24 protein-coding genes and 7 tRNA genes are annotated in these 22678 nt (G+C 57.7%); 20 read left to right on the top strand and 11 right to left on the bottom strand.

Going from position 1 to position 22678, the window contains the following annotated elements; all coding sequences use genetic code 11:
• Nucleotides 1-6 precede the first annotated feature (6 nt).
• Entirely contained in the window at nucleotides 7-381 is a 375-nt protein-coding gene (locus tag ACP8J1_RS06825) for a DUF3099 domain-containing protein (RefSeq protein WP_023021398.1), read from the bottom strand.
• A gap of 104 nt (nucleotides 382-485) precedes the next feature.
• Here ACP8J1_RS06825 and ACP8J1_RS06820 point away from each other — a divergent pair, with 104 nt between their 5' ends.
• On the top strand, nucleotides 486-770 hold the full coding sequence (locus ACP8J1_RS06820) for a DUF3039 domain-containing protein (RefSeq protein WP_049361236.1): 285 nt from the start codon (nucleotides 486-488) through the stop codon (nucleotides 768-770).
• Nucleotides 767-2533 (top strand): DEAD/DEAH box helicase, encoded by a 1767-nt coding sequence (locus ACP8J1_RS06815; RefSeq protein WP_023027865.1) that lies wholly within the window; start codon nucleotides 767-769, stop codon nucleotides 2531-2533. The genes ACP8J1_RS06820 and ACP8J1_RS06815 overlap by 4 nt, the downstream gene beginning before the upstream one ends.
• 82 nt (nucleotides 2534-2615) lie before the next feature.
• Here ACP8J1_RS06815 and ACP8J1_RS06810 read toward each other — a convergent pair whose 3' ends face one another.
• Nucleotides 2616-4094, bottom strand: coding sequence for an RNA polymerase sigma factor (locus tag ACP8J1_RS06810; protein ID WP_023021401.1), 1479 nt, complete (start codon nucleotides 4092-4094; stop codon nucleotides 2616-2618).
• Nucleotides 4095-4294: 200 nt separating this feature from the next.
• Nucleotides 4295-5053, bottom strand: a complete 759-nt coding sequence (gene ppgK / locus ACP8J1_RS06805) for a polyphosphate--glucose phosphotransferase (RefSeq protein ID WP_023021402.1) — start codon at nucleotides 5051-5053, stop codon at nucleotides 4295-4297.
• On the opposite strand from ppgK, the gene ACP8J1_RS06800 reads away from it, so the two are divergent.
• Both ACP8J1_RS06800 and ACP8J1_RS06795 read left to right on the top strand, forming a co-directional pair.
• Nucleotides 5052-5939, top strand: coding sequence for an inositol monophosphatase family protein (locus tag ACP8J1_RS06800; RefSeq protein ID WP_034655389.1), 888 nt, complete (start codon nucleotides 5052-5054; stop codon nucleotides 5937-5939). The two genes, ppgK and ACP8J1_RS06800, sit on opposite strands and share 2 nt — an antisense overlap.
• Nucleotides 5940-6051: 112 nt before the next feature.
• Complete coding sequence (locus tag ACP8J1_RS06795) at nucleotides 6052-6342, top strand: DUF4193 domain-containing protein (protein WP_023021404.1); 291 nt, start codon at nucleotides 6052-6054, stop codon at nucleotides 6340-6342.
• A gap of 121 nt (nucleotides 6343-6463) precedes the next feature.
• On the opposite strand, the gene ACP8J1_RS06790 is transcribed toward ACP8J1_RS06795, so the two are convergent.
• Nucleotides 6464-7000: a DUF3093 domain-containing protein gene (locus ACP8J1_RS06790; RefSeq protein WP_034655386.1), complete on the bottom strand. Its 537-nt coding sequence runs from the start codon at nucleotides 6998-7000 to the stop codon at nucleotides 6464-6466.
• Nucleotides 7001-7064: 64 nt separating this feature from the next.
• Here ACP8J1_RS06790 and dut point away from each other — a divergent pair, with 64 nt between their 5' ends.
• The 5 genes from dut to dxs all read left to right on the top strand — a co-directional run bounded on the left by dut (nucleotide 7065) and on the right by dxs (nucleotide 12550).
• Nucleotides 7065-7538, top strand: coding sequence for a dUTP diphosphatase (gene dut / locus ACP8J1_RS06785; protein WP_023021406.1), 474 nt, complete (start codon nucleotides 7065-7067; stop codon nucleotides 7536-7538).
• A gap of 48 nt (nucleotides 7539-7586) precedes the next feature.
• Nucleotides 7587-8534: a DUF3710 domain-containing protein gene (locus ACP8J1_RS06780; protein WP_023021407.1), complete on the top strand. Its 948-nt coding sequence runs from the start codon at nucleotides 7587-7589 to the stop codon at nucleotides 8532-8534.
• Between the two features lie 17 nt (nucleotides 8535-8551).
• Nucleotides 8552-9280 (top strand): DUF3159 domain-containing protein, encoded by a 729-nt coding sequence (locus ACP8J1_RS06775; protein ID WP_023021408.1) that lies wholly within the window; start codon nucleotides 8552-8554, stop codon nucleotides 9278-9280.
• Nucleotides 9273-10496 carry a class I SAM-dependent RNA methyltransferase gene (locus ACP8J1_RS06770; protein WP_023021409.1) on the top strand — a complete coding sequence of 408 codons (1224 nt, stop codon included), beginning with the start codon at nucleotides 9273-9275 and terminating at the stop codon, nucleotides 10494-10496. Before ACP8J1_RS06775 ends, ACP8J1_RS06770 begins: the two co-directional genes overlap by 8 nt.
• A gap of 128 nt (nucleotides 10497-10624) precedes the next feature.
• Nucleotides 10625-12550, top strand: coding sequence for a 1-deoxy-D-xylulose-5-phosphate synthase (gene dxs, locus ACP8J1_RS06765; RefSeq protein WP_023021410.1), 1926 nt, complete (start codon nucleotides 10625-10627; stop codon nucleotides 12548-12550).
• 21 nt (nucleotides 12551-12571) lie between these two features.
• On the opposite strand, the gene ACP8J1_RS06760 is transcribed toward dxs, so the two are convergent.
• Both ACP8J1_RS06760 and ACP8J1_RS06755 read right to left on the bottom strand, forming a co-directional pair.
• On the bottom strand, nucleotides 12572-13816 hold the full coding sequence (locus tag ACP8J1_RS06760; RefSeq protein ID WP_023021411.1) for an HRDC domain-containing protein: 1245 nt from the start codon (nucleotides 13814-13816) through the stop codon (nucleotides 12572-12574).
• A 1-nt stretch (nucleotide 13817) separates the two neighbouring features.
• The gene (locus ACP8J1_RS06755) at nucleotides 13818-14411 is read right to left on the bottom strand and encodes a DUF3000 domain-containing protein (RefSeq protein ID WP_232212620.1); all 594 of its coding nucleotides are present in this window, start codon (nucleotides 14409-14411) and stop codon (nucleotides 13818-13820) included.
• 213 nt (nucleotides 14412-14624) lie between these two features.
• Here ACP8J1_RS06755 and hemQ point away from each other — a divergent pair, with 213 nt between their 5' ends.
• Nucleotides 14625-15326 carry a hydrogen peroxide-dependent heme synthase gene (gene hemQ, locus ACP8J1_RS06750; RefSeq protein WP_034655844.1) on the top strand — a complete coding sequence of 234 codons (702 nt, stop codon included), beginning with the start codon at nucleotides 14625-14627 and terminating at the stop codon, nucleotides 15324-15326.
• Between the two features lie 107 nt (nucleotides 15327-15433).
• Here hemQ and msrB read toward each other — a convergent pair whose 3' ends face one another.
• The 5 genes from msrB to ACP8J1_RS06725 form a co-directional block, all read right to left on the bottom strand.
• A complete protein-coding gene (msrB, locus tag ACP8J1_RS06745; RefSeq protein ID WP_023021414.1) occupies nucleotides 15434-15856 on the bottom strand; it encodes a peptide-methionine (R)-S-oxide reductase MsrB in 423 nt (140 codons plus the stop codon).
• 9 nt (nucleotides 15857-15865) lie between these two features.
• Nucleotides 15866-17017, bottom strand: a complete 1152-nt coding sequence (locus ACP8J1_RS06740; RefSeq protein WP_023021415.1) for a glycosyltransferase family 87 protein — start codon at nucleotides 17015-17017, stop codon at nucleotides 15866-15868.
• A 6-nt stretch (nucleotides 17018-17023) separates the two neighbouring features.
• Nucleotides 17024-17722: a pyrimidine reductase family protein gene (locus ACP8J1_RS06735; RefSeq protein ID WP_023021416.1), complete on the bottom strand. Its 699-nt coding sequence runs from the start codon at nucleotides 17720-17722 to the stop codon at nucleotides 17024-17026.
• A 72-nt stretch (nucleotides 17723-17794) separates the two neighbouring features.
• On the bottom strand, nucleotides 17795-18697 hold the full coding sequence (locus ACP8J1_RS06730; RefSeq protein WP_034655382.1) for a DMT family transporter: 903 nt from the start codon (nucleotides 18695-18697) through the stop codon (nucleotides 17795-17797).
• Between the two features lie 72 nt (nucleotides 18698-18769).
• Nucleotides 18770-18844 (bottom strand) — tRNA-Val (locus tag ACP8J1_RS06725).
• Nucleotides 18845-19089: 245 nt separating this feature from the next.
• Between ACP8J1_RS06725 and ACP8J1_RS06720 the strand changes: the two genes are divergently transcribed.
• The 10 genes from ACP8J1_RS06720 to ACP8J1_RS06675 all read left to right on the top strand — a co-directional run bounded on the left by ACP8J1_RS06720 (nucleotide 19090) and on the right by ACP8J1_RS06675 (nucleotide 22648).
• Nucleotides 19090-19165 (top strand) — tRNA-Gly (locus ACP8J1_RS06720).
• A 46-nt stretch (nucleotides 19166-19211) separates the two neighbouring features.
• Nucleotides 19212-19283, top strand: a tRNA-Val gene (locus tag ACP8J1_RS06715).
• A gap of 38 nt (nucleotides 19284-19321) precedes the next feature.
• Nucleotides 19322-19397, top strand: a tRNA-Gly gene (locus ACP8J1_RS06710).
• Between the two features lie 30 nt (nucleotides 19398-19427).
• A tRNA-Cys gene (locus ACP8J1_RS06705) sits at nucleotides 19428-19498 on the top strand.
• A gap of 27 nt (nucleotides 19499-19525) precedes the next feature.
• Nucleotides 19526-19597, top strand: a tRNA-Val gene (locus ACP8J1_RS06700).
• Nucleotides 19598-19641: 44 nt separating this feature from the next.
• Nucleotides 19642-19717, top strand: a tRNA-Gly gene (locus tag ACP8J1_RS06695).
• Nucleotides 19718-19820: 103 nt separating this feature from the next.
• Nucleotides 19821-20048: a hypothetical protein gene (locus ACP8J1_RS06690; RefSeq protein WP_023021418.1), complete on the top strand. Its 228-nt coding sequence runs from the start codon at nucleotides 19821-19823 to the stop codon at nucleotides 20046-20048.
• 202 nt (nucleotides 20049-20250) lie between these two features.
• Nucleotides 20251-20817 carry a copper resistance CopC family protein gene (locus ACP8J1_RS06685; protein ID WP_023021419.1) on the top strand — a complete coding sequence of 189 codons (567 nt, stop codon included), beginning with the start codon at nucleotides 20251-20253 and terminating at the stop codon, nucleotides 20815-20817.
• Complete coding sequence (locus tag ACP8J1_RS06680; RefSeq protein ID WP_023021420.1) at nucleotides 20817-21419, top strand: copper chaperone PCu(A)C; 603 nt, start codon at nucleotides 20817-20819, stop codon at nucleotides 21417-21419. The genes ACP8J1_RS06685 and ACP8J1_RS06680 overlap by 1 nt, the downstream gene beginning before the upstream one ends.
• A 2-nt stretch (nucleotides 21420-21421) precedes the next feature.
• A complete protein-coding gene (locus ACP8J1_RS06675) occupies nucleotides 21422-22648 on the top strand; it encodes a Dyp-type peroxidase (RefSeq protein WP_023021421.1) in 1227 nt (408 codons plus the stop codon).
• Nucleotides 22649-22678: the final 30 nt, after the last annotated feature.

Genomic DNA, 22678 nt, shown 5'->3' with positions numbered 1-22678 from the left:
ATTCCTTTACTCTTCTTCGTGGTCGATGATGTCGTGTTTAGCCTCAATCGGCCGCGCCGTGCCGCTGGAGACCTGTGGTGCGTGTGTCTGGCCATAAAGCTGCCGATTTACGGCTGGCTTGTACACATTCTTTTCGCGCTTATCCTTCTTTTCTCCTCGGCCGTTCCCAATTACCACGGCGATCCACGGGAGGGGAAAAGTCACGCCCACAACGATTGCGGCTAGCAGCCACCAATGCATATAGAGGAAAAAGCCGGCGATGAGCAAGGAAGGAACGCGCAAGAACTGGAAGATTCCGTACTGAATTTCGCGGCGCTTACGGTCCTGGCCAGGCGTGAGCTTGGCATCTGTGATGAGGTAGCGCTCTTTTTTGCCAAACAACCTAAACTCGGCTCCCCTCGCGCGCGGTGGTCATCCCTCGATATGGGGAAAGGGGCGCAGTGGCTGGCGTGCATGAGGTGTCCATGTTCTCCAAGGGTAGACGCATGACTCGCAAAGTTCGATGCCGATGCGGCAAAATAGAGGGCGTGACTACGACTACGAAGACAATTGAACGGCCAGATATTCGTGAAGACACTTCGACGACGGATAATGACACGCCGAAGTTCTTCCATTACGTCAAAAAGGATCACATCCTCGATTCCGCGGTCAACGGCAAGTATGTCGTTGCCCTATGCGGCGAGACCTTCCCGGTGACCAAGCAGGCAAAGCCGGGTTCTCCGGTATGCCCCGATTGTGAGCGTGTGTATAAGGGTCTGCGCCGCAAGTGAGGACTTTTAAAAAGACTAACCTTCGCGCTTGGCAGCAATCCGCCCTTGATAAATTCCTCGCCACTAAGCCGCAGGATTTTATGGCGGTGGCGACTCCGGGCGCCGGCAAAACTACCTTCGCGCTGCGCATCGCAACCGAGCTTATGGAAGACCGCACGGTCGAACGCGTTATCGTGGTGGTGCCTACCGAACACCTCAAGACCCAGTGGTCTAGCGCTGCCGCGCGAGTAGGTTTAGCGTTGGATCCTGCGTTTAGCAATTCTTCTGCTGTCAATCCCTCGATGGATGGCATTGTGGTGACCTATGCGCAGGTAGGAATGCACCCCTTCAAGCACCGCGCGGTGGCCTCTGCCCGGCGCACTTTGGTGATCCTGGATGAGATTCACCACGCCGGTGATGCCAAGAGCTGGGGTGATGGTGTCAAGGAGGCCTACGATGACGTTAACCATCGCTTGGCGCTGACGGGTACGCCGTTTCGTTCCGATGACTCGCCCATTCCCTTTGTTCAGTATGTAGACGACGGGGAGGGACACAAGGTCTCTCGCTCGGACCATACCTATGGCTATGGCGATGCGCTTGCCGACGGCGTCGTGCGCCCCGTTGTTTTCCTCTCTTACTCCGGCGAGGCCCGCTGGCGGGATTCGGCTGGCGAGGAACATGCCGCGCGCTTGGGTGACATTATGAATGCGGAGCAAACCGCCCGTGCGTGGCGCACCGCGTTGGACCCCAAGGGCGAATGGATCCCTGCAGTGCTGCAGGCAGCGCATACCCGGCTCATGCAAATGCGGCGCAATATGCCGGATGCCGGTGGCCTCGTGTTGGCATCGGATACGACGACCGCACGCGCGTACGCCAAGATCCTCAAACAGCTGTCCAATACTCCGGTGTCGGTGATTTTGTCTGATGATCCCGGCTCCTCTGATCGCATTCAGGAGTTTTCTGAGTCCACCGATGAGTGGATGGTGGCTGTGCGCATGGTGTCCGAGGGAGTGGACGTCCCGCGCCTAGCAGTGGGCGTGTATGCGACGTCCGCATCGACCCCACTATTTTTCGCCCAAGCCATTGGCCGTTTCGTGCGCTCGCGCATGCCGGGTGAGACGGCGTCCGTTTTCCTTCCCTCGGTGCCTGTCTTGCTGGGCTTGGCCGAAAATATGGAAAAGTCCCGCGATCACGTTTTGGGTGAGGAAAAGCCGGACAAGGAGGGCTGGGACGATGAGCTGCTAGAGCAAGCGAATCAGAAGAAGACCGAACCGGACATGCTGGAGAAGTCTTATGAGTCGCTTGGTGCCGAGGCAGAGTTCTCAGGCCTGCTTTATAACGGTTCTCAGTTCAACACTGGGGACATGACCACGGATGAAGAAGCCGACTTCCTTGGTATTCCCGGATTGCTCGATGCGGAACAAGTCAAGGACCTGCTGCGCAAGAAGCAATCTGAGGAAATGGACCGCCGCGAGGCGGAGGAAAAGGCGCGGCGCGCGGCTGAGGCCGAGGAGGCTCACCGTCGCAAGCTCTATGGCATGGACTATGCCCCGGCCTCGCGGAAAAAGGCTGTGGAAGCTGAGTCAAGCGATACCGGAGTCGTCGATGAGCTAGGCCAGCTGCGCAAGGAGCTCAACACGGTGGTTTCTATCGCCGCCCAACGCTCTGGCCGCCCCCACGGTGCTATTCACACCGAGGTCCGCAAGGCCTGCGGTGGACCGCCCACCGCGCTGTGCAACGCTGAGCAGCTACGCGAGCGCATCGAATACCTGCGCAAGTGGTAGTTTGGCCACAACCGCCTGAGGGCAGCTACGCAAAAGCCCGCACCAGAAAGGTGCGGGCTTTGTTCTTGTCCACGTAAAACGATTAGTCGAGATAATCGCGCAATACCTGGGAGCGAGAGGGGTGGCGCAGCTTCGACATGGTCTTGGATTCGATCTGGCGAATGCGCTCGCGGGTAACGCCGTAGACTTGGCCGATTTCGTCTAAAGTGCGCGGCATGCCATCGGTCAAGCCGAAGCGCAGGCGCACCACACCGGCTTCGCGCTCGGAGAGGGTGGTCAGCACGTCTTGGAGCTGATCCTGCAGCAAAGTGAAGGAGACAGCGTCGACCGCAATAACGGCTTCGGAGTCCTCGATGAAGTCACCCAACTGGGAGTCGCCTTCGTCGCCAATGGTCTGATCCAAGGAAATGGGCTCGCGGGCGTACTGCTGGATTTCGAGCACCTTTTCCTCGGTGATATCCATCTCCTTTGCCAGCTCCTGCGGGGTAGGCTCGCGGCCCAGGTCCTGCAGCAACTCGCGCTGGATACGGCCCAGCTTGTTGATGACTTCCACCATGTGGACCGGGATGCGGATGGTACGAGCCTGATCAGCCATGGCGCGGGTAATAGCCTGGCGGATCCACCACGTGGCGTAAGTAGAGAACTTATAGCCCTTGGTGTAGTCGAACTTCTCCACAGCGCGGATAAGTCCCAAGTTGCCTTCTTGGATGAGGTCCAAGAAAGCCATGCCGCGGCCGGTGTAGCGCTTTGCCAAGGAAACCACCAGACGCAGGTTCGCCTCCAACAGGTGGTTTTTGGCCTTGCGGCCATCGCGGGCGATGCTGCGCAGGTCGCGCTTTTCCATGGGGGAGAGCTTAGCGGCCTTATCGCCTTCGGCGCGGGCTTTTTCCATCTCATCCATGCGGTGCTGTGCGTAAAGACCAGCCTCGATGCGCTTGGCCAAGGAAACCTCTTGCTCGGCGTTGAGCAGGGCCACCTTACCAATCTGCTTGAGGTAGGCACGAACGGAGTCAGCAGAGGCAGTCAGCTGCGCATCCTTGCGTGCCTGACGCAGTGCAGCGGATTCTTCCTCGTCCCAGACGGAGGAGGAGTCCTCTTCTTCGTCATCGTCCTCATCGTCTTCGTCCAAGTCCTCTTCGAGGTCCTCGTCCTCGAGGTCTTCACCGCCTGCGAAGTCATCATCTTCCTCGATGTCCGCATTGGTGGGATCGAAGTCGACGTCTTCGTCGTGCTCGTCCTCGTCGAGCTCTTCATCTACCTCCGGCTGTGCTTGCTTTTCGGACTCAGCGGGGGATTCCTGCTTTTTCGCCGCGGACTTGCGGACCGTCTTCTTCGTGGCCTTCTTAGCAGACTTTTTAGTGGTCTTCTTGGCCGACTTCTTAGCGGTCTTTTTCGCAGTCTTTTTGGCTGTTTTCTTAGCGGTCTTCTTGGCCGTCTTTTTAGCCGTCTTCTTCGCGGTTTTCTTTGCCGTCTTCTTGGCGGTCTTCTTTGCAGGAGTAGATGCCCCGGCGGCGTTTTCGCCCTCGCCGAGTGCCTGGTCTGAAGATTCAGTGGCTGCCACGTACGCCCTTTCGACTTACTTCTTGATTAAAACAGCTCAGTGCGCCCTAGCTGGGCGCTCGTCCATCACTGTGATGTTAACGCGCTGTGGCCTTATGCAGGCCAGACACGCCTTAGAGCTATTTAACTTAGGATCGACCGCCCAGTATAGAGGATCTTTCTACTCTGCCGGTGGATAGGGTCACCAGCAGTGCATAAATTTTATGGTTTCAAGCCCTCTACCGCCGCCATTGCGGCACCAACAATCCCTGCACGATTGCGCAATTGTGCAGGCATGACGGGGGTGGCAATGTCAAGGTGCGGGCCCCACTTTTCAAACTTGCGCGAGATACCACCCCCAATGAGGAAAGCCTGCGGGTTAAAAAGCTTTTCATACTCCGCAAGGACCTTATTTAACCGCTTAGCCCAGTGCTTGTACTTGAGCCCTTCGCGGTCCTTGACGGCCGAAGATGCAATCCTTTCGGCTTCATCATCGCCCACCAGCATGTGCCCTAGCTCGGTATTGGGAAAGAGCTGACCATTCAAGAAGAAGGCCGAACCAATGCCGGTCCCCAGAGTCAAAAAGATTACGGAGCCCTGCTTGGCGATGTCCTCTCCGTAGGCAACCTCGGCTAGTCCCGCCGCGTCGGCGTCGTTAAGCACGGCAAAATCCGCATCCAAGTAATCAGCGAATAGCTCTGTAGCATTAATGCCAATCCATTCCTTGGAAATATTCGCTGCCGTTTCTACCTCTTGGTTGCGGACAACGGAAGGCAGGGTAATGCCTACTGGGCCTTCCCACTGCTTTTCCTGGATGATCTGGGCTACCACCTTGGCAACATCGTGCGGAGTCGATGGCTGCGGCGTGGCGATTTTCATACGCTCGCCCACGAATTCGCCGGTGGCAAGGTCCACCTCTGCGCCCTTAATGCCCGAACCGCCGACATCGACGCCAAAAGAATGTCCAGAAAGAGTAGTCATGCCCGACAGTGTAGAAGAAGGCACAATAGTTGGCATGACTGAGCACATCGATTTTCTCCAATTGCGGGATTTTGCCGTCTCTACCGCCACGCGAGCGGCCGAACTAATTGCCGCCCGGCGCGCAGAGCTTGTCGCCGGTGATGGCATCGCGGCGCAAACCAGCACCAAGTCCAGTGATGTGGATCCGGTAACTGAGGTCGACACCGCCACAGAGGAATTCATTGCCACCACCATTCGTACCCAACGCCCAGGGGATGGAATCTTTGGGGAAGAAGGCGCCAATGTGGAATCCACCAGCGGTGTTACCTGGATAGTGGATCCGATTGATGGCACCGTAAATTTCCTCTACGGGGTGCCGGATTTTGCAGTTTCTATCGGTGCGGAATATCAGGGGCGCCTGGTAGCTGGCGCGGTGGTCAACGTGGCCCGCGGGCGCACTTATGCAGCCGCGGCCGGTCAGGGCGCCACGGTCACCGGCCCGGACGGGAAGGCGCACCCATTGCAGTGCGCCCACACCAAAAATCCCGCGTTGGCATTGGTAGCCACTGGCTTCGGATACGATGCCCAACGGAGAGCAGCGCAAGCCGAGCTGCTCACCAAGCTCTTGCCCCAGGTACGAGATATTCGCCGCATCGGTGCTGCCGCGCTGGATTTATGTCGCGTAGCTGAGGGCACGGTTGATGCCTACTTTGAGCACGGCATCAATGCTTGGGATTTTGCCGCCGGGGCAATTATTGCCCGCGAAGCAGGCGCGGTGGTGCACCATCCAGGCTTTGAGAAGGGGTCTGCTCAGGGCGAACTTACCTGGGCCGCGGGGGCAGATTTGGCCCCCGCCTTTGAGGAACTTTTGGCAGCACACAACGCCACAGGCGCGTTGCGGGGGTAATAGTTTTCCACGCTAACGGCCGGTGAGATGACATCTAGCCATTTGTGCTTTACTATGCGCGATCGATAATTACCCATTCCTTAAAGCAATTTGACCATTAGGGGCGTGCATTATGGCCACCGATTATGACGCACCGCGCCGGCGCGCGGAAGATGAACTCGAAACTGACTCCCTAGAGGGGCTCAAAGCCGCTGAAAGCGACAACAACGGCATGGACGATGACGGAGAAATCGTCGAATCGTTCCAGCCGCCAACAGTTGACCTTACCGGTGAGGAGCTCAATGTTGAGGTAGTTCCCCGCCAAGAAGACGAGTTTACTTGCGGCTCTTGTTTCCTAGTGCAGTCCAATAAGCGCTATTCCCACGATGAGGATGGCCAGCCTATCTGTAAGGACTGTGCTTAAAGGAAGTCGCAGCAGTAAAGAAACCCCGCACACGGCAACTTGCTTAAAGCCGAGTGCGGGGTTTGGTGTTGTGGCCGTCTCGAATCTGCCGGTTCGAGGATGCCTACAAAATCTTTAAAATTTAGTGCTGTTCCGGCAGGAAGGCATGGAGTAAAGCTTCTGGGTCCTTCGAAGCGATGAGCCAATAAGGGGTATCGTCCTCAGGATCATTGAGCACCATCATGGCGTGCTCATCCACCCAAGCGTGGGAGACCAAGAACGCCGCGGGATCGAATTGCGGGCCTAGCGCATTACGCCGTGCAGATTTGGGAACCGTGATAGACCGCGAGACCACGTCGTTGGGTAGTTGGGCGTCTTTGACTGAGAGCCAACGCGTTCCGTCTGGGTCACGCTCTACCACGATGACCGTATTGGACCACGTAATAAGTACCCACACGGCGATGGCGCCAAGGAGTATTGCAGGAATAATGGTCCACCACATGGAGCGGTTTAGCCCGGCGGTAGCAGAAGTAAGTGCCACGATGCCGGCGGCAAAAAGCCAAAAGTACCAAGGCACCCATTGGCGTTCGCGGTAGAGCACCTGAGGGGCCATCGTGCCCTGTGCAGAAGCGGAGCTCGACGGTGCCGGAGTTGCGGAAGAAGCAGATGTATCAGACACGTCTAGCTAGTCTAGTCCACACGCACCACAGAATGAACCTGCTAAGGCAGGTAGGATTGGCCAGGTGACTGACTCGTTTCCATATTCTCAGCCAGAAAGCCCTTTCGGCGATATTAAAGTCAAGCGTCTAGACAAGGAGCTTCCGCTGCCGAAACGCGCCCATCGCGGCGACGCCGGTGCGGACCTCTACGCAGCAGAAGCACTTACGTTGCAACCCGGCGAGCGCGCCCTTGTAGGCACCGGGATTGCAATTGCGCTGCCACTAGGAACAGTCGGTTTGATTCATCCACGGTCCGGGTTGGCTGCTAAACAAGGGCTTTCGGTAGTTAATACTCCGGGGACAGTGGATGCTGACTACCGCGGGGAAATCAAAGTCTGCCTTATCAACCATGACCGGCATACCCCTATCGAAATCGAACGCGGAATGCGTATCGCTCAGCTCGTGGTCCAGCGCGTTGAGCTAGTGGGATTTGCTGAGGTCGAAGAATTGGAGGACACGGACCGGGGAGCCGGTGGCTATGGCTCTACCGGCGTGTAGCTAAAGCAATAGAGACTTAACGAAACTTCTAGAAAGGATGTAGCAACCATGGGAATCTGGCCCTTTGGCAAGAAGAACGAGGATGCGAAGAAGGAGCAGGCACAGCCTGCAGCAAAGGGCGAAAAGCCGGCGGGCCCCGAGTCCGTGGATAAAGATGCCCAGGAATCATATGCTCCGGTAGAAGATACCGCAGCCGATGCTGCGGTAGCTTCTGGCAATGAACCACGCGAATTTGCCCATGACGCTATCAACGGTCAGACCGGCCCCTTTGATGGTGACTCCGTAGATATCGAAACTTTCGATTTCAGCGACTTTTCCATCGGCATTTTAGATTTGGGCTCTCTGCGCATCCCACTGCCAAAGGAGTCCCAGGTACAAGTAGAAATGGGCGAGCAAGGCCCGCGAATGCTGCACATCGTAACCAAGGTGGGCCGAATTACCCCCGTAGCCTTTGCCGCCCCACGCAAGCCGGGCCAGTGGGCAGAATCCGTCGAGGAGATCAGGGAAGGCATGAGCCGCGACGGTCTCACCGTTACTACCGAGCCAGGCCCGTGGGGTGCTGAGGTCGTGGGTAAAAACGACAATGGCCAGGTTCGCGTCATCGGTGCAGATGGCCCACGGTGGATGCTGCGCATGACGCTGGCGGCACCGGCAGGAATGGAAGCTGACCTGGCAGAAATGGCCCGCGAGGTAGCCGCGCGCACCTTTGTCTACCGTGGAGAAGACCCCATCTTGGCCGGAAACGCTTTGCCGGTCATCATGCCCGAGCAGCTCGTAGAGCAAGTCAAGCAGGCCATGGACCAGCGCCAGCAGGAGCAGCAGGCAGCCGCTAATGCCCAGAACCACCCAGAAAACGGCGTTGGCGGTCCAGACCCTGCAGCAGAAGCAGAGGCGGAACAGCACTTGCGCGATTTGGGCGGCACCCCACAGGAGGGGGAGAATGGATCGTCCCCGCAGGACCCCGATGAGGGTTCTGCACCTACTTCCAAAGACTAGGCAAAGCAGTAAACCACGTGACACATTCTTCCTCGCCGCAGTCCTCCCAGGACGCAAAGAACCTTGACGCTAATGAGTCTCAAGCCGAACCCACCCTATTGGAACAAATGGGTGGGCTATCCGGGCTCGTTTCCGCTACCTTGCCGGTCCTTGTGCTGATTCCAGTCAATAACTTTTTTGGGCTGGGCCCAGCCCTCGGAGCGGCGCTTGGTGTAGCCGTTGCTATCGCTATCTGGAGGGTGCTTCGCAAAGAGACCCTTCAGCCAGCCATATCGGGGCTTTTGGGCGTCGCTCTGTGTGCGGCAATCGCCTGGTTTACCGGTGATGCCAAAGGGTATTTCTTGTACGGTATCTGGATGTCGTTGGCGCTATGCATTGCCGCCGTACTCTCGATCCTATTCCGGTGGCCCGCGGTGGGCGTTATCTGGAAGGGGATTAACGGCGAGGAAATGCAGTGGCAGAAGATTACCCCAGCGCGCCGGGCCTATGCCATAGCTACCGGTGGGTGGGCGGTAATCTTTCTCGCCCGTTTTATTGTCCAGCGCGCCATCTATGATGCCGATGCAACTACAGCATTGGGAGTGACCAGAATCCTAATGGGATGGCCCCTGACCCTTCTGGTAACGGCGCTTACCGTGTGGATGGTGCGGCGCGCGGACACAGCTGTGGAGGAAGCTACAGGCGCGGGTGAGCGTACGCAGGCACAACCAGAACCACTACAAGAGGCCGAGGTAGAAAATGACTGAACCTACGATTAGCCGGGGCGATATTCTTGAGGTGAGAATTGACCGCATGGCACACGGCGGGGAAGGAATCGGCCAGGCGCCTGATGGGCGAGTTGTATTTGTTCCACGCGCATTTCCAGGAGACGTCGTTAAGGCTAAGGCCGGCCGAGTCAAGAAGTCGTTCATTAAGGCGGACCTGGACAGTGTAGTGACCCCGGGTGCGCTGCGCGTGCCATCGTCGTGCCCAGCTGCGGAACAAGGGGCAGGCTGCTGCGATTTTGCAGAGCTAGATCCTGCGGCCGAAACTGGGATTAAGGCAGAAATCTTAGCGGAGCAGCTGCGCCGCACTGGCGTTAAAACCAGTGCGGGCCTAGACATTGAACAACACACCCTAGAGCCGGTGAGGGGCTGGCGCACTCGGGTTCGGTGGGGCGTCGACAAGCAAGGGCGTGCTGGAACCCGTGAGCGTCGGTCCAATGAGCTCGTTACGGCAGCCGCCTGTACGCAGCTGGCTCCGGGATTGGCAGACGGCCTCGTCGGAGAAGGCGCACGTCGTTTTACCCCAGGTGCAGAGGTCATTGCTGTTGTCGATGGCGCGGGAGACCGCCATGTAGTAGAAACCCGCAAAGCCCCGCGCGGACGCCGCGTAGAGACCATCCGTGAGGTGGTAGAAGGCAGCGGCCAAGTGCAAGAACATGTGGGTAGTAGGACGTTTAGCTTCCCCGCCACTGCCTTTTGGCAAGCCCATAGTCAGGCGCCGGCAGCGTATACCCAGCTGGTAACTGAGTGGCTCGGTCAACGTGAGTACCAGGAACGTACCGCCTGGGATCTTTATGGCGGCGTTGGGCTTTTCGTTCCAGCACTGGCAGCAGCCGTGCAGGGCAAGGTCATCTCCGTGGATTATTCGCCAGCGGCAACGGCAGCGGAGCAGCCCTGCCTGGCGGACTGCGATGTGGAACTAAAATCCGCGAAGGTGGAGCAGGTTGCTGCGCAGTTACCTAAACCAGGCGCTGTAGTCCTCGATCCCCCACGCACCGGCGCAGGCAAAGACGTGATTCGTTCCGTGGCGGCCGCTGCACCCCAAGCGGTCGTGCACGTGGGATGTGACCCAGCCACCTTTGCTCGCGATCTGCATTACTGGGACGAACACGGGTACGGGATTGAAAAAATGGCGCTCATTAACGCGTTTCCCGGAACGCATCACTTCGAAACGATTGCGCTCATTACCCCTGCCTAATGCGCCGCATAGGTGCCCAGGCGCGGCCGGGTACGGTGCCGCGCCCTAGCCGGAATATAATATTCACCGCCCGCCGCGGGTACGGTAGAAAAGAAGAACTAAGCACAGAAGGAGTTGAAGGCCGCTCCATGACTATCTTGGATACCATTAACTCGCCGCAGGATCTCAAGGCACTGTCCGCAGACAAGCTTGAAGAGCTTGCGGCAGAGATTCGGCAGCGTCTCATTGATAAGGTTTCCGTCACAGGCGGACATTTGGGTCCCAACTTGGGCGTGGTGGAACTGACCATAGCGTTGCACCGCGTATTTGATTCCCCGCGCGAGCCCATTATTTTTGATACCTCGCACCAGTCTTATGTGCATAAAATGCTTACCGGTCGCACCGATCAATTCGATACCTTGCGGCAAAAAGATGGTCTTTCGGGGTACACGGACCGCGGCGAGTCCGAGCATGACTGGACCGAGTCCTCGCACGCTTCGGCCTCGCTGTCTACGGTGGATGGCTTGTCAAAGGCCTTTAAAATCCGCGGCGATGGTCACCGCAACGTTATCGGCGTCGTTGGTGATGGCGCCCTGACCGGCGGTATGTGCTGGGAGGCACTCAACAATATCTCCGAGGACAAGGACCGCAATGCGGTGATTGTGGTCAATGACAATGGCCGCAGCTATTCGCCCACCATCGGTGGCCTCTCGGAAAATCTTGGTCGTATCCGCTCTCAGCACGGCTATGACGAACTTATGGAGCAGGGCAAGCGCCGCCTGAAACAAATGGGTTGGGTAGGCGAGCGGGCCTTCGATGCCCTGCATGCCATGAAAGAAGGCGTCAAGTCTACGGTCTTGCCAACCGAGATGTTCCCGGAACTAGGCATGAAGTACATCGGTCCCATTAACGGGCACGATATCGATAGCTTGGTGCATGCCCTGACCTATGCCCGCGATTATGACGGACCCATCATTGTGCATGTGGTTACTGAAAAGGGCCATGGGTTTGCCCCAGCCGTCAATGAGCCAAAGGATCAGATGCACTCAACCGGTGCTATTGATCCGGTCACCGGTGTGGCAAAAGGAACTAAGCAGCCTGGCTGGACCGCAGCTTTTTCAGAAGAGCTTGTAGCCGCTGCTGAAAAACGCGAAGACATTGTGGCCATTACCGCTGCCATGGCAGGGCCGACTGGGCTCACGCCGTTCCAAGAGCGCTTTCCTGAACGCTTCTTTGACGTGGGAATCGCAGAGCAGCACGCGATGACCTCCGCCTCTGGTCTCGCGCTCGGGGGTATGCACCCGGTCGTGGCGGTATATTCCACCTTTTTAAATCGAGCCGTGGATCAGGTCATTATGGATATTGCGCTGCTGAAGCTGCCAGTAACCATCGTGCTCGACCGGTCCGGGGTTACCGGTTCCGATGGAGCATCACACAATGGTGTGTGGGATATGGCGCTGATGAGCATCGTACCGGGCATACACATTGCCGCCCCGCGCGATGGCGCGCGCCTGCGGGAGCTCTTACGGGAGTCGCTAGAAATCGAATCCGGCCCCTCCGTAGTTCGTTTCCCTAAAGGCAACCTGCTGCCGGATATGGATGCGGTAGAAACCTTGGGGGATGGCGTCGACATCCTCCACTACGGCGAAGCCGACGCTGGCGAGGACACCCCAGAGGTGCTTATCGTCTCTATCGGTGCCATGTCCGCGCGCAGCATCGAGGCAGCGAAGCTGCTCGGAGAGCAAGGCGTTAACGTAACCGTCGTTGACCCGCGTTGGGTTGTGCCGGTTCCAAGTTCTATTGTGGCACTCGCCGCTGACCACGATCTGGTGGTTACGGCAGAAGACGGCCTTGTACGCGGCGGTATTGGCTCCATGATTTCTGAAGCCCTCAGCGCAGCCGAGGTAAATACCCCTGTGCGCCGACTTGGCGTTCCGGGATACTTCCCTAAGCACGGCTCGCGCGGCGAGGTCCTAGAGGAATTCGGGCTTACCCCTGAACTTATGGCGGCCTCGATTAGCGAGTGGGTAGAAAACTTCACTGCTGATGCCAATGAGCTGGGAAATGAAGGCTAGGCCTGTCCTGATAAATATCTTCTAGAAAAGACCGTCCACGATAAGCGGGGCGGTCAATTCTATTTGCCATTCGCGCGCGCCTTCCGCGCGGAGAAACGCAGCGACGTCGTCTGGCTGGCGGATGGAACCGGCAACAGAATCAGGTCCGCGGTGGCGTTTATCAGCACGTACCCCTACCTTCGCCCATACTGCGGCGCGCACGGTGGCGGGGCGGATAATAAGCTCGGAGGACATTCCAAGATCATCGCCTAGTTCCGCGATGTCGGCGCGAATAGTTTGATATATCTCCCAGAGATCAGGGTAGTCCTTAGTCCAGATGGTCTTGGAAGGGACCGGATGCGGGGTACGGTGCACGCGAGGCCGCTGGTGCGGGGGAATGGCGCGCGCCTGGTTTAGCACCGCCATCCAGCGGGCGGTGGCCCCCTTGCGCCGGCGGGGAAAACCCTTGATGCGGGCCAAATCGCTGCCAGAGGTGGGGAGAGCGCGCGCAATTTCTACCAGCGTCTTATTCGCTAAAACCCGGCCGGGTGCAGTATCGGTGCGCCGAGCTATTGCGTCCCGTTTGAGCCATAGCGCACGAGCGGCGGTAAGCTGGCTGCCGTTGCGCAGGTTGGAGACTCCCTTTAGGTCGCGCCAAGTAGGTGGCTGCGGGTGAGTATCACCGGCATGCTCGCGGACAATGGAGGAAAATTCCTCTAGCGCCCAATCCATTTTGTCTTGTTCGGCCAAGATATCGCGTAGTGAATCGGCAAGCTCGAGGAGCAGCTCCACATCTAGTGCGGCATAGGCCTTGAGTTCCTCGCTGAGCTGCGGGGTTGACCAGTCAGCGTCGCCGTAGCCTTTTTCTAATTCGATATCAAAAAGCTCTGCAACCATTGTGCCCAGATTCGGGCGGTCGAAACCAGCGAGCCGCGCCGCTAGCTCGGTATCAAAGATGGAGCCGGGGAATAGCCCAAGCCACCCTAGGCAGGGCAAATCCGAATGCGCGGCATGAATTATCCATTCCGCCCCGTTGAGTACTGGGGCGAGGGCAGCGGTGAGCTCCGCGCGATGGCCTTCAGGGGCAAAAAGCATGGTGCCTGCGCCGCAGCGGCGAATTTGAACTACGAAGGCGCGGTCATCGTAGCGATAACCAGAGGCGCGTTCAGTATCGATGGCAAACGGGCCCGTACCTGCAGCTAGGCGTGCGGCGGCAGCGGTGAATTCATCCCGGGTAGCAAGGACCGCCGGGATGCCCTCTACCGGCCGGCTGCGCAATTCTGGCATTCTAGTGGCCGAGCTTGGTAACGCCCTCAGGAGGGAGGCCGGCAACGTTAGCCAATACCTTTGCAAAAGCCTGCACGTGAGGCGCCAGATCGAGGCCTTCAGCGGTCCACGAAGCACGCATTTCAATTTGATAGGCGCGCGGTGGGCCACCAATCTCCCCAAATCGAACGGACGCGGTAGAGGTGACGGTGCCACCCAAGTTGGTGTGGTCGGCGCCTTCCTCTTCTAGGCCTTCATTGAGCCACTGCCAAGCCACATCGGGCAAGAGCGGATCTCCTGCTACGGCATCATCCATATCGGCCTGAATATACGCCACAAGGCGCATAGCGCCCTCCCAGGCTTCCTCAGCACCCGGATCGTGGAGCAAGATAAGGCGGCCAAATGCATCGCCTTCCGCATCAGTGGGCACGATGTCTGGATTGTCTTCGCCTCCCACCTCGAGGCCGATAGCGTGGCTAAACGGCGCAAGGCGCTGCGGTGGGCGAATGGAGCCCAGGGTTATCTCGGGGCGCAGGTCGGCCGCGTGCATTGACTCCACTGCTTGGGTGAATGCGGCGGGGGTAGCTGGTTCGTGGCTTTCCGCTTGCCTGTGCAAAGGAGTGGGGGCGGAAGCCTCGGCGCTGCGTGGGGTGGTCGATTCGGAATTGCTCACGACGTTCAAGCTATAGTTTCCCAGCCTCTAGCTGGGGGAGGCGCGCCGATGCGAGAGCGTGTCGGCATCCCCGCGGCGGGGGAAGTGACAAGGTTTCATATCCAACTTATGATGGATATGTCCGATTACCCAGAGGCTTTGGCAAAGGAGAACGCAATGGCGAAGCTAGACTACAAGGAACTCAATGCGGTTCAGCAATATTCCCAGCACGCAGTTTTTAAGGTGATCCCGGGGGCGCTCGGCACCGAGCGAGCGGAAATCATCGCCCAAGCGCAGAAGTTCTTCGCCGACGTTGAAGAGGCTGGCAAAGTGACGGTGCGCGGTATCTATGACCTCACGGCTATGCGCGATTCTGCTGATTTTATGATCTGGTGGCACGCCGAGGAATTCTCTGACCTGCAGAAGGTCTTTGGGGACTTTCGCCGCGAGACCACCTTGGGCCAGGTTAGCGAAGTGACCTGGGTAGGCAACGCTTTGCACCGTCCAGCGGAGTTTAATAAGTCGCACCTGCCGTCTTTCATCATGGGCGAGGAGCCAAAGGAGTGGATCTCGGTCTATCCCTTCGTGCGCTCCTATGACTGGTACACCATGGACGAGGAAAAGCGCCGCCGCATCCTTATGGAGCACGGCATGCAAGCGCGTGATTATCCTGATGTGCGAGCTAATACCGTACCGGCTTTTGCGTTGGGTGACTACGAGTGGATTCTGGCCTTTGAGGCGGATGAGCTCCACCGTATCGTCGACCTGATGTACCTGATGCGCTATACCGAAGCCCGTCACCACGTGCGCGAGGAAATTCCTTTCCACACCGGCCGTCGCGTCAAGGACGTGGCAGAACTCATTGCAGTACTGCCCTAAAGGAAACGCCGCCTAGCAGAAGCACTGCTTGGCGACGTCCCGGGCTGCGCCCCTTCACTAGCCTGGCAGCCAGGCTGTTGACGGGGCGTAAGTTGTGGCGGGGCCCTTTAAGCGGTGCCACCTTCTACCGGTTTTTCCTCCAGGTCAAGGCAAATGGAGTTAATGCAATAGCGAAGGTCAGTAGGGGTGTCGTAGCCCTCGCCCTCAAAGACGTGGCCTAGGTGCGATTCGCAGTTGGCACACAAGACCTCTACTCGGCGCATGCCTAGCGAGTTATCTTCTCGCTCGATGATCTTGTCTCCGGCAAGCGGGGAGAAGAAAGACGGCCAGCCACAATGGGACTCAAACTTTTCCGTGGAACGGAAAAGCTCCGCTCCACACGCGCGGCAAGAATAGACACCCTCGGTAGTGGTATTGGTGTACTCGCCTACATGGGGCGGCTCCGTACCTGCCTCACGCAGAACATAGTATTCCTCGGGGCTTAAGCGCTGGCGCCATTCGGTATCAGCAATGAGCTTGAAATCGGTCATGGGCCGAGTCTAAACCGCTCTGCGCGCGGCACGCCACCAGCCAGCGACCGTAGCGAAAATTGCGACGATAAGCAGCGCCCATCCTGCCGTGGCCGTGAAAAAATTCATCCACCGCCCAGCATCCGGGTGCGATGCAGACGCCCACGAGACCGGAGCCAAAAAGAGAAATGCGGCCAACCACGTTCCTGCGGAATGAAATACCGAGCGCGGGAGCACAACGGTAAACATCAGCGGGAAAAGCCACATGGAATAGTACTGCTGGCCTAGGGAAGACAGGAAGAAAATTCCCACCATTATCGCCCCGCTAGTGGTCAGTGCCCACAAGGTTGGGTCGGAGTTGCGCCAGCGTAAAAGCCCGAGAATCGCTGCGGCCGTAAGACCGGCAAAAATCAGCCACACGGTCCAATACAACCCGGCGCCAAAATTAACGTAGGCGTGGAAACCCGCCCAGGAAGAATTGGCATAGTCACGAGTTTCCGAAAGATAGGGCAGCAGCTTTTCGAAAAAGCCGCTGGCGCCCGGCACCACCGGCCACGCCAGTAGATTGAGAATCACCGGAACTCCGATGCCCTCGGCGAGACTGCGCCACTGGAGCTTTACCAAGGGCAGGAAGAGCAGCGGCGCAAACTGCGGCTTAATGACGATGGCAAGGCCAATGACCACGCCTGCCACCCAGCCCAACTGCGGGGTGCGCTCGGCCCGCAAAAAGGCCCACAAAAACACGGCCAGACACAGCAAGAGAACGCCGTTGATATTGGTAAAGGCAAGCGTATTGGTCACTGACTCCGTGACAAACGCCAGCGCAATAGATACCGGCCACACGGGCGAGGTGAGCTTGCGGTCCACTATAAGGGTAAGCACCGCCAGTGCCGCGATGATCGCGGCCGCATTCGCCACGATGAATAGTCCTCGCGCAAGTGAGAAGTCTAGGTGCCCTAATGGCGCAAGCAGCAGCGTGGCTCCCGGGGTATACAGATACAGCGGGTCAACGTGGTTATAGGCCTGCTCGTAGACCGGCTGGCTGCTGGACATGCGCGCCACCGCGTTATACACGGTGGTGAAATCATCCGTTGGCGTGCCGTTGCGCGCAATGATGAATACGCGGTGCACAACGAGCAATACGGCCACGGGCCAAGCGGCAACACTGATTCGGGAATTCACGGCGCCTTAGTCTACGTCCTCGCGGGTGCGGGAATACCGCAGAAACACCGTGCCATCCGTATCGGCCGCGACATTTTCCAACTGCATGCGCCGGTGGGAATGCTCGCCCTTAAAAGTAGCCATCGGAGTCTCTACGCCGGTAGACAGATGCGGATCCAGGGTCAAATACATCTGGTCAATCGCATCGGCGTCCACTAATTGCCCAATCATTCCTGGTCCGCCTTCACATAGCACGCGCTTAAACCCGCGATCCTTCAGGACGGATATGTAGTCGCGCACGCTTCCTTCACCGGCATCGCAGACCTCCGCCCCCGTGCTTTCAATAGCCTCGATTCGGGTAACGATGTCTTCATCCTCCCAGCTGCTGTGTGGGGCCAAGATGACAGGTGGGGTAGTAAAGTCTGTAAAAAAGTCCGAGTCGATATCGAAATCAAGGCTGCGAGAAGGCACTGCAATAGGAGCTGGGCGCGAGCCATCGGTGCTAGGAACAACGCCGGAGTAATCTTCTGCGCGCACCGTTTGCGCGCCCACCAACACCACGTCTGCCCAGTCCCGTAGAGCTGCAAAAAGTTGTCCATCGGTGTCATTTCCCATGTCTTCTGAGACATGGTTCATCGTCGCCGATCCGGTCAATGTGCTGACCATATTCGTACGGATGGTGAATGTGCCGCGGGAATCAGGACCCAAAAGCGAAGAGATATCCATGTCATCCCAGTGTAGCCAGAGCGGCGAGTGCCCAGCATGGCAATAACAGCGCCATAACCTCAGCAAGACGGGCTACACCAGACGGATGAGAATCACGCCGACCAGTATCACTGCAATGCCGGCTACCTGGCGCAGCGTTACGCGGGCGCCACGCAAGCGATCAATGAGTAGGGACCCCAGCATGGAGCCGAGCAGAGCCGCGACCACGGTAAGCCCCGTGCCCAGTTGTGGTACCAAAGCCGCGTTGCCAAAAACAAACAACGCACCCAGGACGCCACCAACCCACATCCACCAGGGATTGTTCTTCCCCTCGGGGCGCTCAATGCGAGGTCGCCAGCGTAGAACAATATTCACAATGGCAAGGGCAGATACCCCGACGCTAAAAGAAACTAAAGCCGCGCTAACAGGTGAGCCAGTAATCTGGCCCAGGTGACCATTGATCGCGGATTGGCTTGCAGTAAAACAGCCAAAAACAAACCCCGCTAAGCGCCACATCCACAGCGCTGTGGCACTGTCCTCACGCTTCGTGGGCGCGCCGGGGCCGGCGACGATGGCGATTACTCCGCCTAGGACGATGAGAGCCCCTAGCATGCGAACCACGGTCAGCGGGGATATAGGGGAGTCAAAGAGCCCAAGGTGATCGATGACGAGCCCCATGATGATCTGACCGGCGATGGGAAGAACTACGGTCTGGACGGCACCCAAGTGGGGAAATAGGAGAATATTCCCAGTAAGCGCAACTACGCCGAGCAAACCGCCGAACCATATCCACAGTGGTTGGCCAGCTGTGCGGGAAAGGCCGAATTCACCGCCGGTGACAGCGGTGGCGATAACGAGCAAGGTCACCGTGCCCACGGCGAAAGAGATAAGCGAAGAAGAAAAGGGCGTGCCTGTTGACAAGCGCAAGCGCGTATTAACCAGGGTCTGTACGGGCAAAACGAGCCCAGCGATAACGCCTAAAAGGATCCACAACACGACGGAACACTTTACCGGCACACAAAGTAACCCGCCCAGGCTACTTGTGAAGAGGAGCGCTGGGCGGGGAAGTGGTGGTCCTAACTGGGATTGAACCAGTGACCTTTCCGGTGTGAACGGAACGCTCTCCCACTGAGCTATAGGACCGTGCGGTGGCTAAATGTACACCGCTTGAAATTCAAATACCTAATTGGCTGCGTAGGGCTACTCATGAGCGGGAGGCGGCTGGGCGCCTGCGGTCCACAAGAATCACACCGGTGTGATTTGGGAACGTACAAACGTGGAATATCGGCGGTTAAAAGCAAGGCGCTGGGCTGGGGATTTGGAAACTGGCGCGGAGCACGATAATGTTTCTTCTCGCACCGCAACGGAATAAAAGTTTGCGGCGCAATGCGGATGTAGCGCAGTTGGTAGCGCATCACCTTGCCAAGGTGAGGGTCGCGAGTTCGAGTCTCGTCATCCGCTCCACGCTTTTCAAAGGGCTACCTGTGAAGAGTGATTCTAAGTGAATAGCGCGCGATTAGCTCAGTGGGAGAGCGCTTCCCTGACACGGAAGAGGTCACTGGTTCAATCCCAGTATCGCGCACAAGGACTTTGTCCTAGAAACCGGGCCTGGTTTCGCATGCGGATGTAGCGCAGTTGGTAGCGCATCACCTTGCCAAGGTGAGGGTCGCGAGTTCGAGTCTCGTCATCCGCTCCAGCACTGTATTGTGTGAGGCGGTATCGCCACGGTGGAATGGCCGAGTGGTGAGGCAACGGTCTGCAAAACCGTGCACACGGGTTCGATTCCCGTTTCCACCTCAACTTCTTAATGCCTTCGGGCATTAAGCGCGATTAGCTCAGTGGGAGAGCGCTTCCCTGACACGGAAGAGGTCACTGGTTCAATCCCAGTATCGCGCACGAGAGTCTCTTTTTAGGCTCTGTAGCAAACTCCGGTTTGTTGTGCGGATGTAGCGCAGTTGGTAGCGCATCACCTTGCCAAGGTGAGGGTCGCGAGTTCGAGTCTCGTCATCCGCTCCATGTAGCCGCCCCAGAGACGGGGCGGCTTTTTTCTTGTCTCCTTCCGTGTGCTGTGCGATACGCTTGCCTTTGAAGAGTCATAACCCAAAGCGGAGGAGGAAAGATGTCACGCGCACTAGTGGTACCGCTATTGGTTGGAGCCTGCGGCTTCGCGTCTTTTGTTTCGGGGACTGTGCTTTTCTTTATGGGCCTTACTGCGGCAGATGCGGCTGGAGGCAGTGGCAGCGGGGCGTGGCCTTTGACGCTCATCGGTGTTGGCGTCGCCCTGGTTATTTTTGCTCTGATGGTTTCTGGTCCGTTTTTTAATGCCCGGCAGGGGGAGAGGTCCTAAGGCTAGGTCCGCTGGAATTGAGTCAACTTGGCTTAAATAGTGATAAATACCTCTTTTTATTAAGGAAGCGGAACTCGAGCCCAGTTCAAGCCGACATATGACTCGACGCGCTGCTTTTTGTGATTGCCGCTATGGCAAGTCGCGGGGCTAGTATGTCTGACAATTCAACTTGTGCTTTTCCAACATCACAAAGGAGCTATCTATGGGCTACCGCGTACCTTGGCTGCGCCGCACAGCCGCAGCAGTGGGCACAGCCGCACTGGTCTTGGGCGGGTCGATGCCTGCCGCATTCGCGCACGACTCCGTTATTGGCGGTTCGGTCAAAGACGGCGATCAACTCGATGAGTTCCCTAAGGAAATCACCCTTGAGTTTTCTGGCATCCCCAAAGAGGACTTCAACACCTTTGCCGTAACCAACGCCGATACCGGTGAGAAGCTCTTTAGCCAGGAACCGCAGCTCCATGAACGAGACCTCACAATTGAGACTCCTGAGGGGGTTAACCCTGGGCCGGGCAACTACCAGGTGGGTTTCCAAATCACGTCTTCGGATGGACACGCTACTCGCGGTGGTGTGGAATTTTCCGTTAAAGGTGACGGGGCCGAAAACCCCGAGGCTGGCGAGTCTGACGCGACAGACCAGGAAGCAACCGAGGGGCTGCCGATGTCGCTGAAAATCATTTTGGGCGTGGGCGGCGTTTTGGCAATTGCCGCAGTAGTTGCCCTATTTATTGGCAAGTCTCGTCGCATTGATTCGGAAGGTGAAAAATAATGTCCAAGATTTCTAGCATTGCCCTTGTGGGGTTAACTGTGGCCGGCCTTGCCCTGGCGGGTTGCTCCCCGCAGAACCAAAATGACTCCACCGAGTCGAAGGTTGATGCCACCTCCAGCGCTGCGGAGAAGTCCTCCCCCGCCGCAGCCGAGGACCTGACCTTCGAAGACGCGGTCGTGCGTGCCAACGAAGATAAAGACATGACTGCTATTTTTGGCACCTTGGTGAACCACACCGATAAGGACATCGCTATCACCGGTTTTTCCACCAGTCTTAATGCCAAGGTGAACCAGATCCATGAGACCGTCGATGGCAAGATGCAGGAAATGTCGAGCCCGTTGGTGGTCAAGGCCGGCGAGTCCCACGAACTTGCACCAGGCGGTGACCACTTCATGCTCATGGAAATGGGAAACCACATCGCTCCCGGCGAATCCCTTGACCTTAAGGTGAAGCTAGAAGGCGGCGAAGAGCTCGATCTGGGCGAGACCCAAACGCGTAGCATGCCTTCCGGGGATGAGGACTACGGCGATATGGAAGGCCACGATATGTCCCACATGGAGCACGGAGATATGTCCCACAATAAGGAAGGCCACGACCACTAACCATGTCTGGGTTCAGCAGAAGGGGATTTCTCACTGGCGCTGCGGTATCGACCAGCGCCTTCGCGTTGGCAGGCTGCAATAACCAGGGCTCTTCCCCGGATGCTGGGGCACAGGAACAGCCTGCGCTTGCCGACGCCCTCGTGGCTTTTGACGGCGAGCATCAGGCGGGCATTGCTACCGCAGAGCAGGCTCACCTGAATCTGGTGGGGTTTGACTTTAAAAGGGGCGTCGACAAGCGAGAGTTTGCCAACCTCATGAAGCTGTGGACCGAGGACGCCCGCGCGCTGTGTACGGGGGAGCCGCCGCTGGGCACCCTGGAACCGGAAATGGTGCAACAGCCCGCCAACTTGACCATCACCTGCGGTCTAGGCCAGAAGGTATTCTCCCTGCTCGGCGTGGAGAAACCACACTGGTTGGGAGATGTGCGTTCCTTTAAGCGTGATGAGCTGCAACGACAATGGGGACAAAGCGATATTGTCCTTCAGATTTGTTGCGATGACCCGTTGATGAATACTTATGCACTGCGCCACATGGTGCGAGCCGGTGAGCACTATGCCAGTGTGAAGTGGCTGCAGCAGGGATTTATTAATGCCTATGGCAGCCACGAAAAGGGCGCTACTGCGCGCAATATGTTCGGGCAAAAGGACGGCACCGTTAACCCGCGCAGCGAGGAAGATTTTGCAGCCCAAGTGTGGATCGATGAAGGGCCGAAGTGGGCGCAAGGGGGAACGGCCATGGTGGTGCGTCGCATTCGCATGAACGTGGATACGTGGGAGAAGCTGGATCGCTCCTCCCGTGAAAATGCGGTGGGCCGTAAGCTTGACACCGGCGCCCCGCTTACCGGTGAAGAAGAATTTGATGCTGCAGATTTCGATGCGGTAGATGACTACGGCTTGCCGGTGATTGATAAAAACTCGCACATGGCCGTGGCCGCGCCACCTGCTGATCATCCGGAGCAACGCATCCTACGCCGGCCGTATAACTATGAGCTGGCCCCCGATGGCAAGGATGGGCAGCTTTCCAATATCGGCCAGGTTTTCATCTGCTATCAGCAGGATCCCACCAAGCAATTCGAGCCTATCCAGGCCCGTTTGGATAAATCTGACCTGATGAATGAGTGGCTGACCCATATCGGCTCCGCTATGTATTTCTGCCCGCCGGGCACCCTCGACGCGGATGGGCGTGAATCTTGGTGGGCGAAATCGCTTTGCGAGTATGCAGGGTTGTAGAATAGCTATCCGTAAATTTAAATAGCGGAC

This window comes from Corynebacterium sp. LaCa_205 (assembly GCF_057458085.1).
This window is presented reverse-complemented; position numbering and strand designations above follow the sequence as displayed.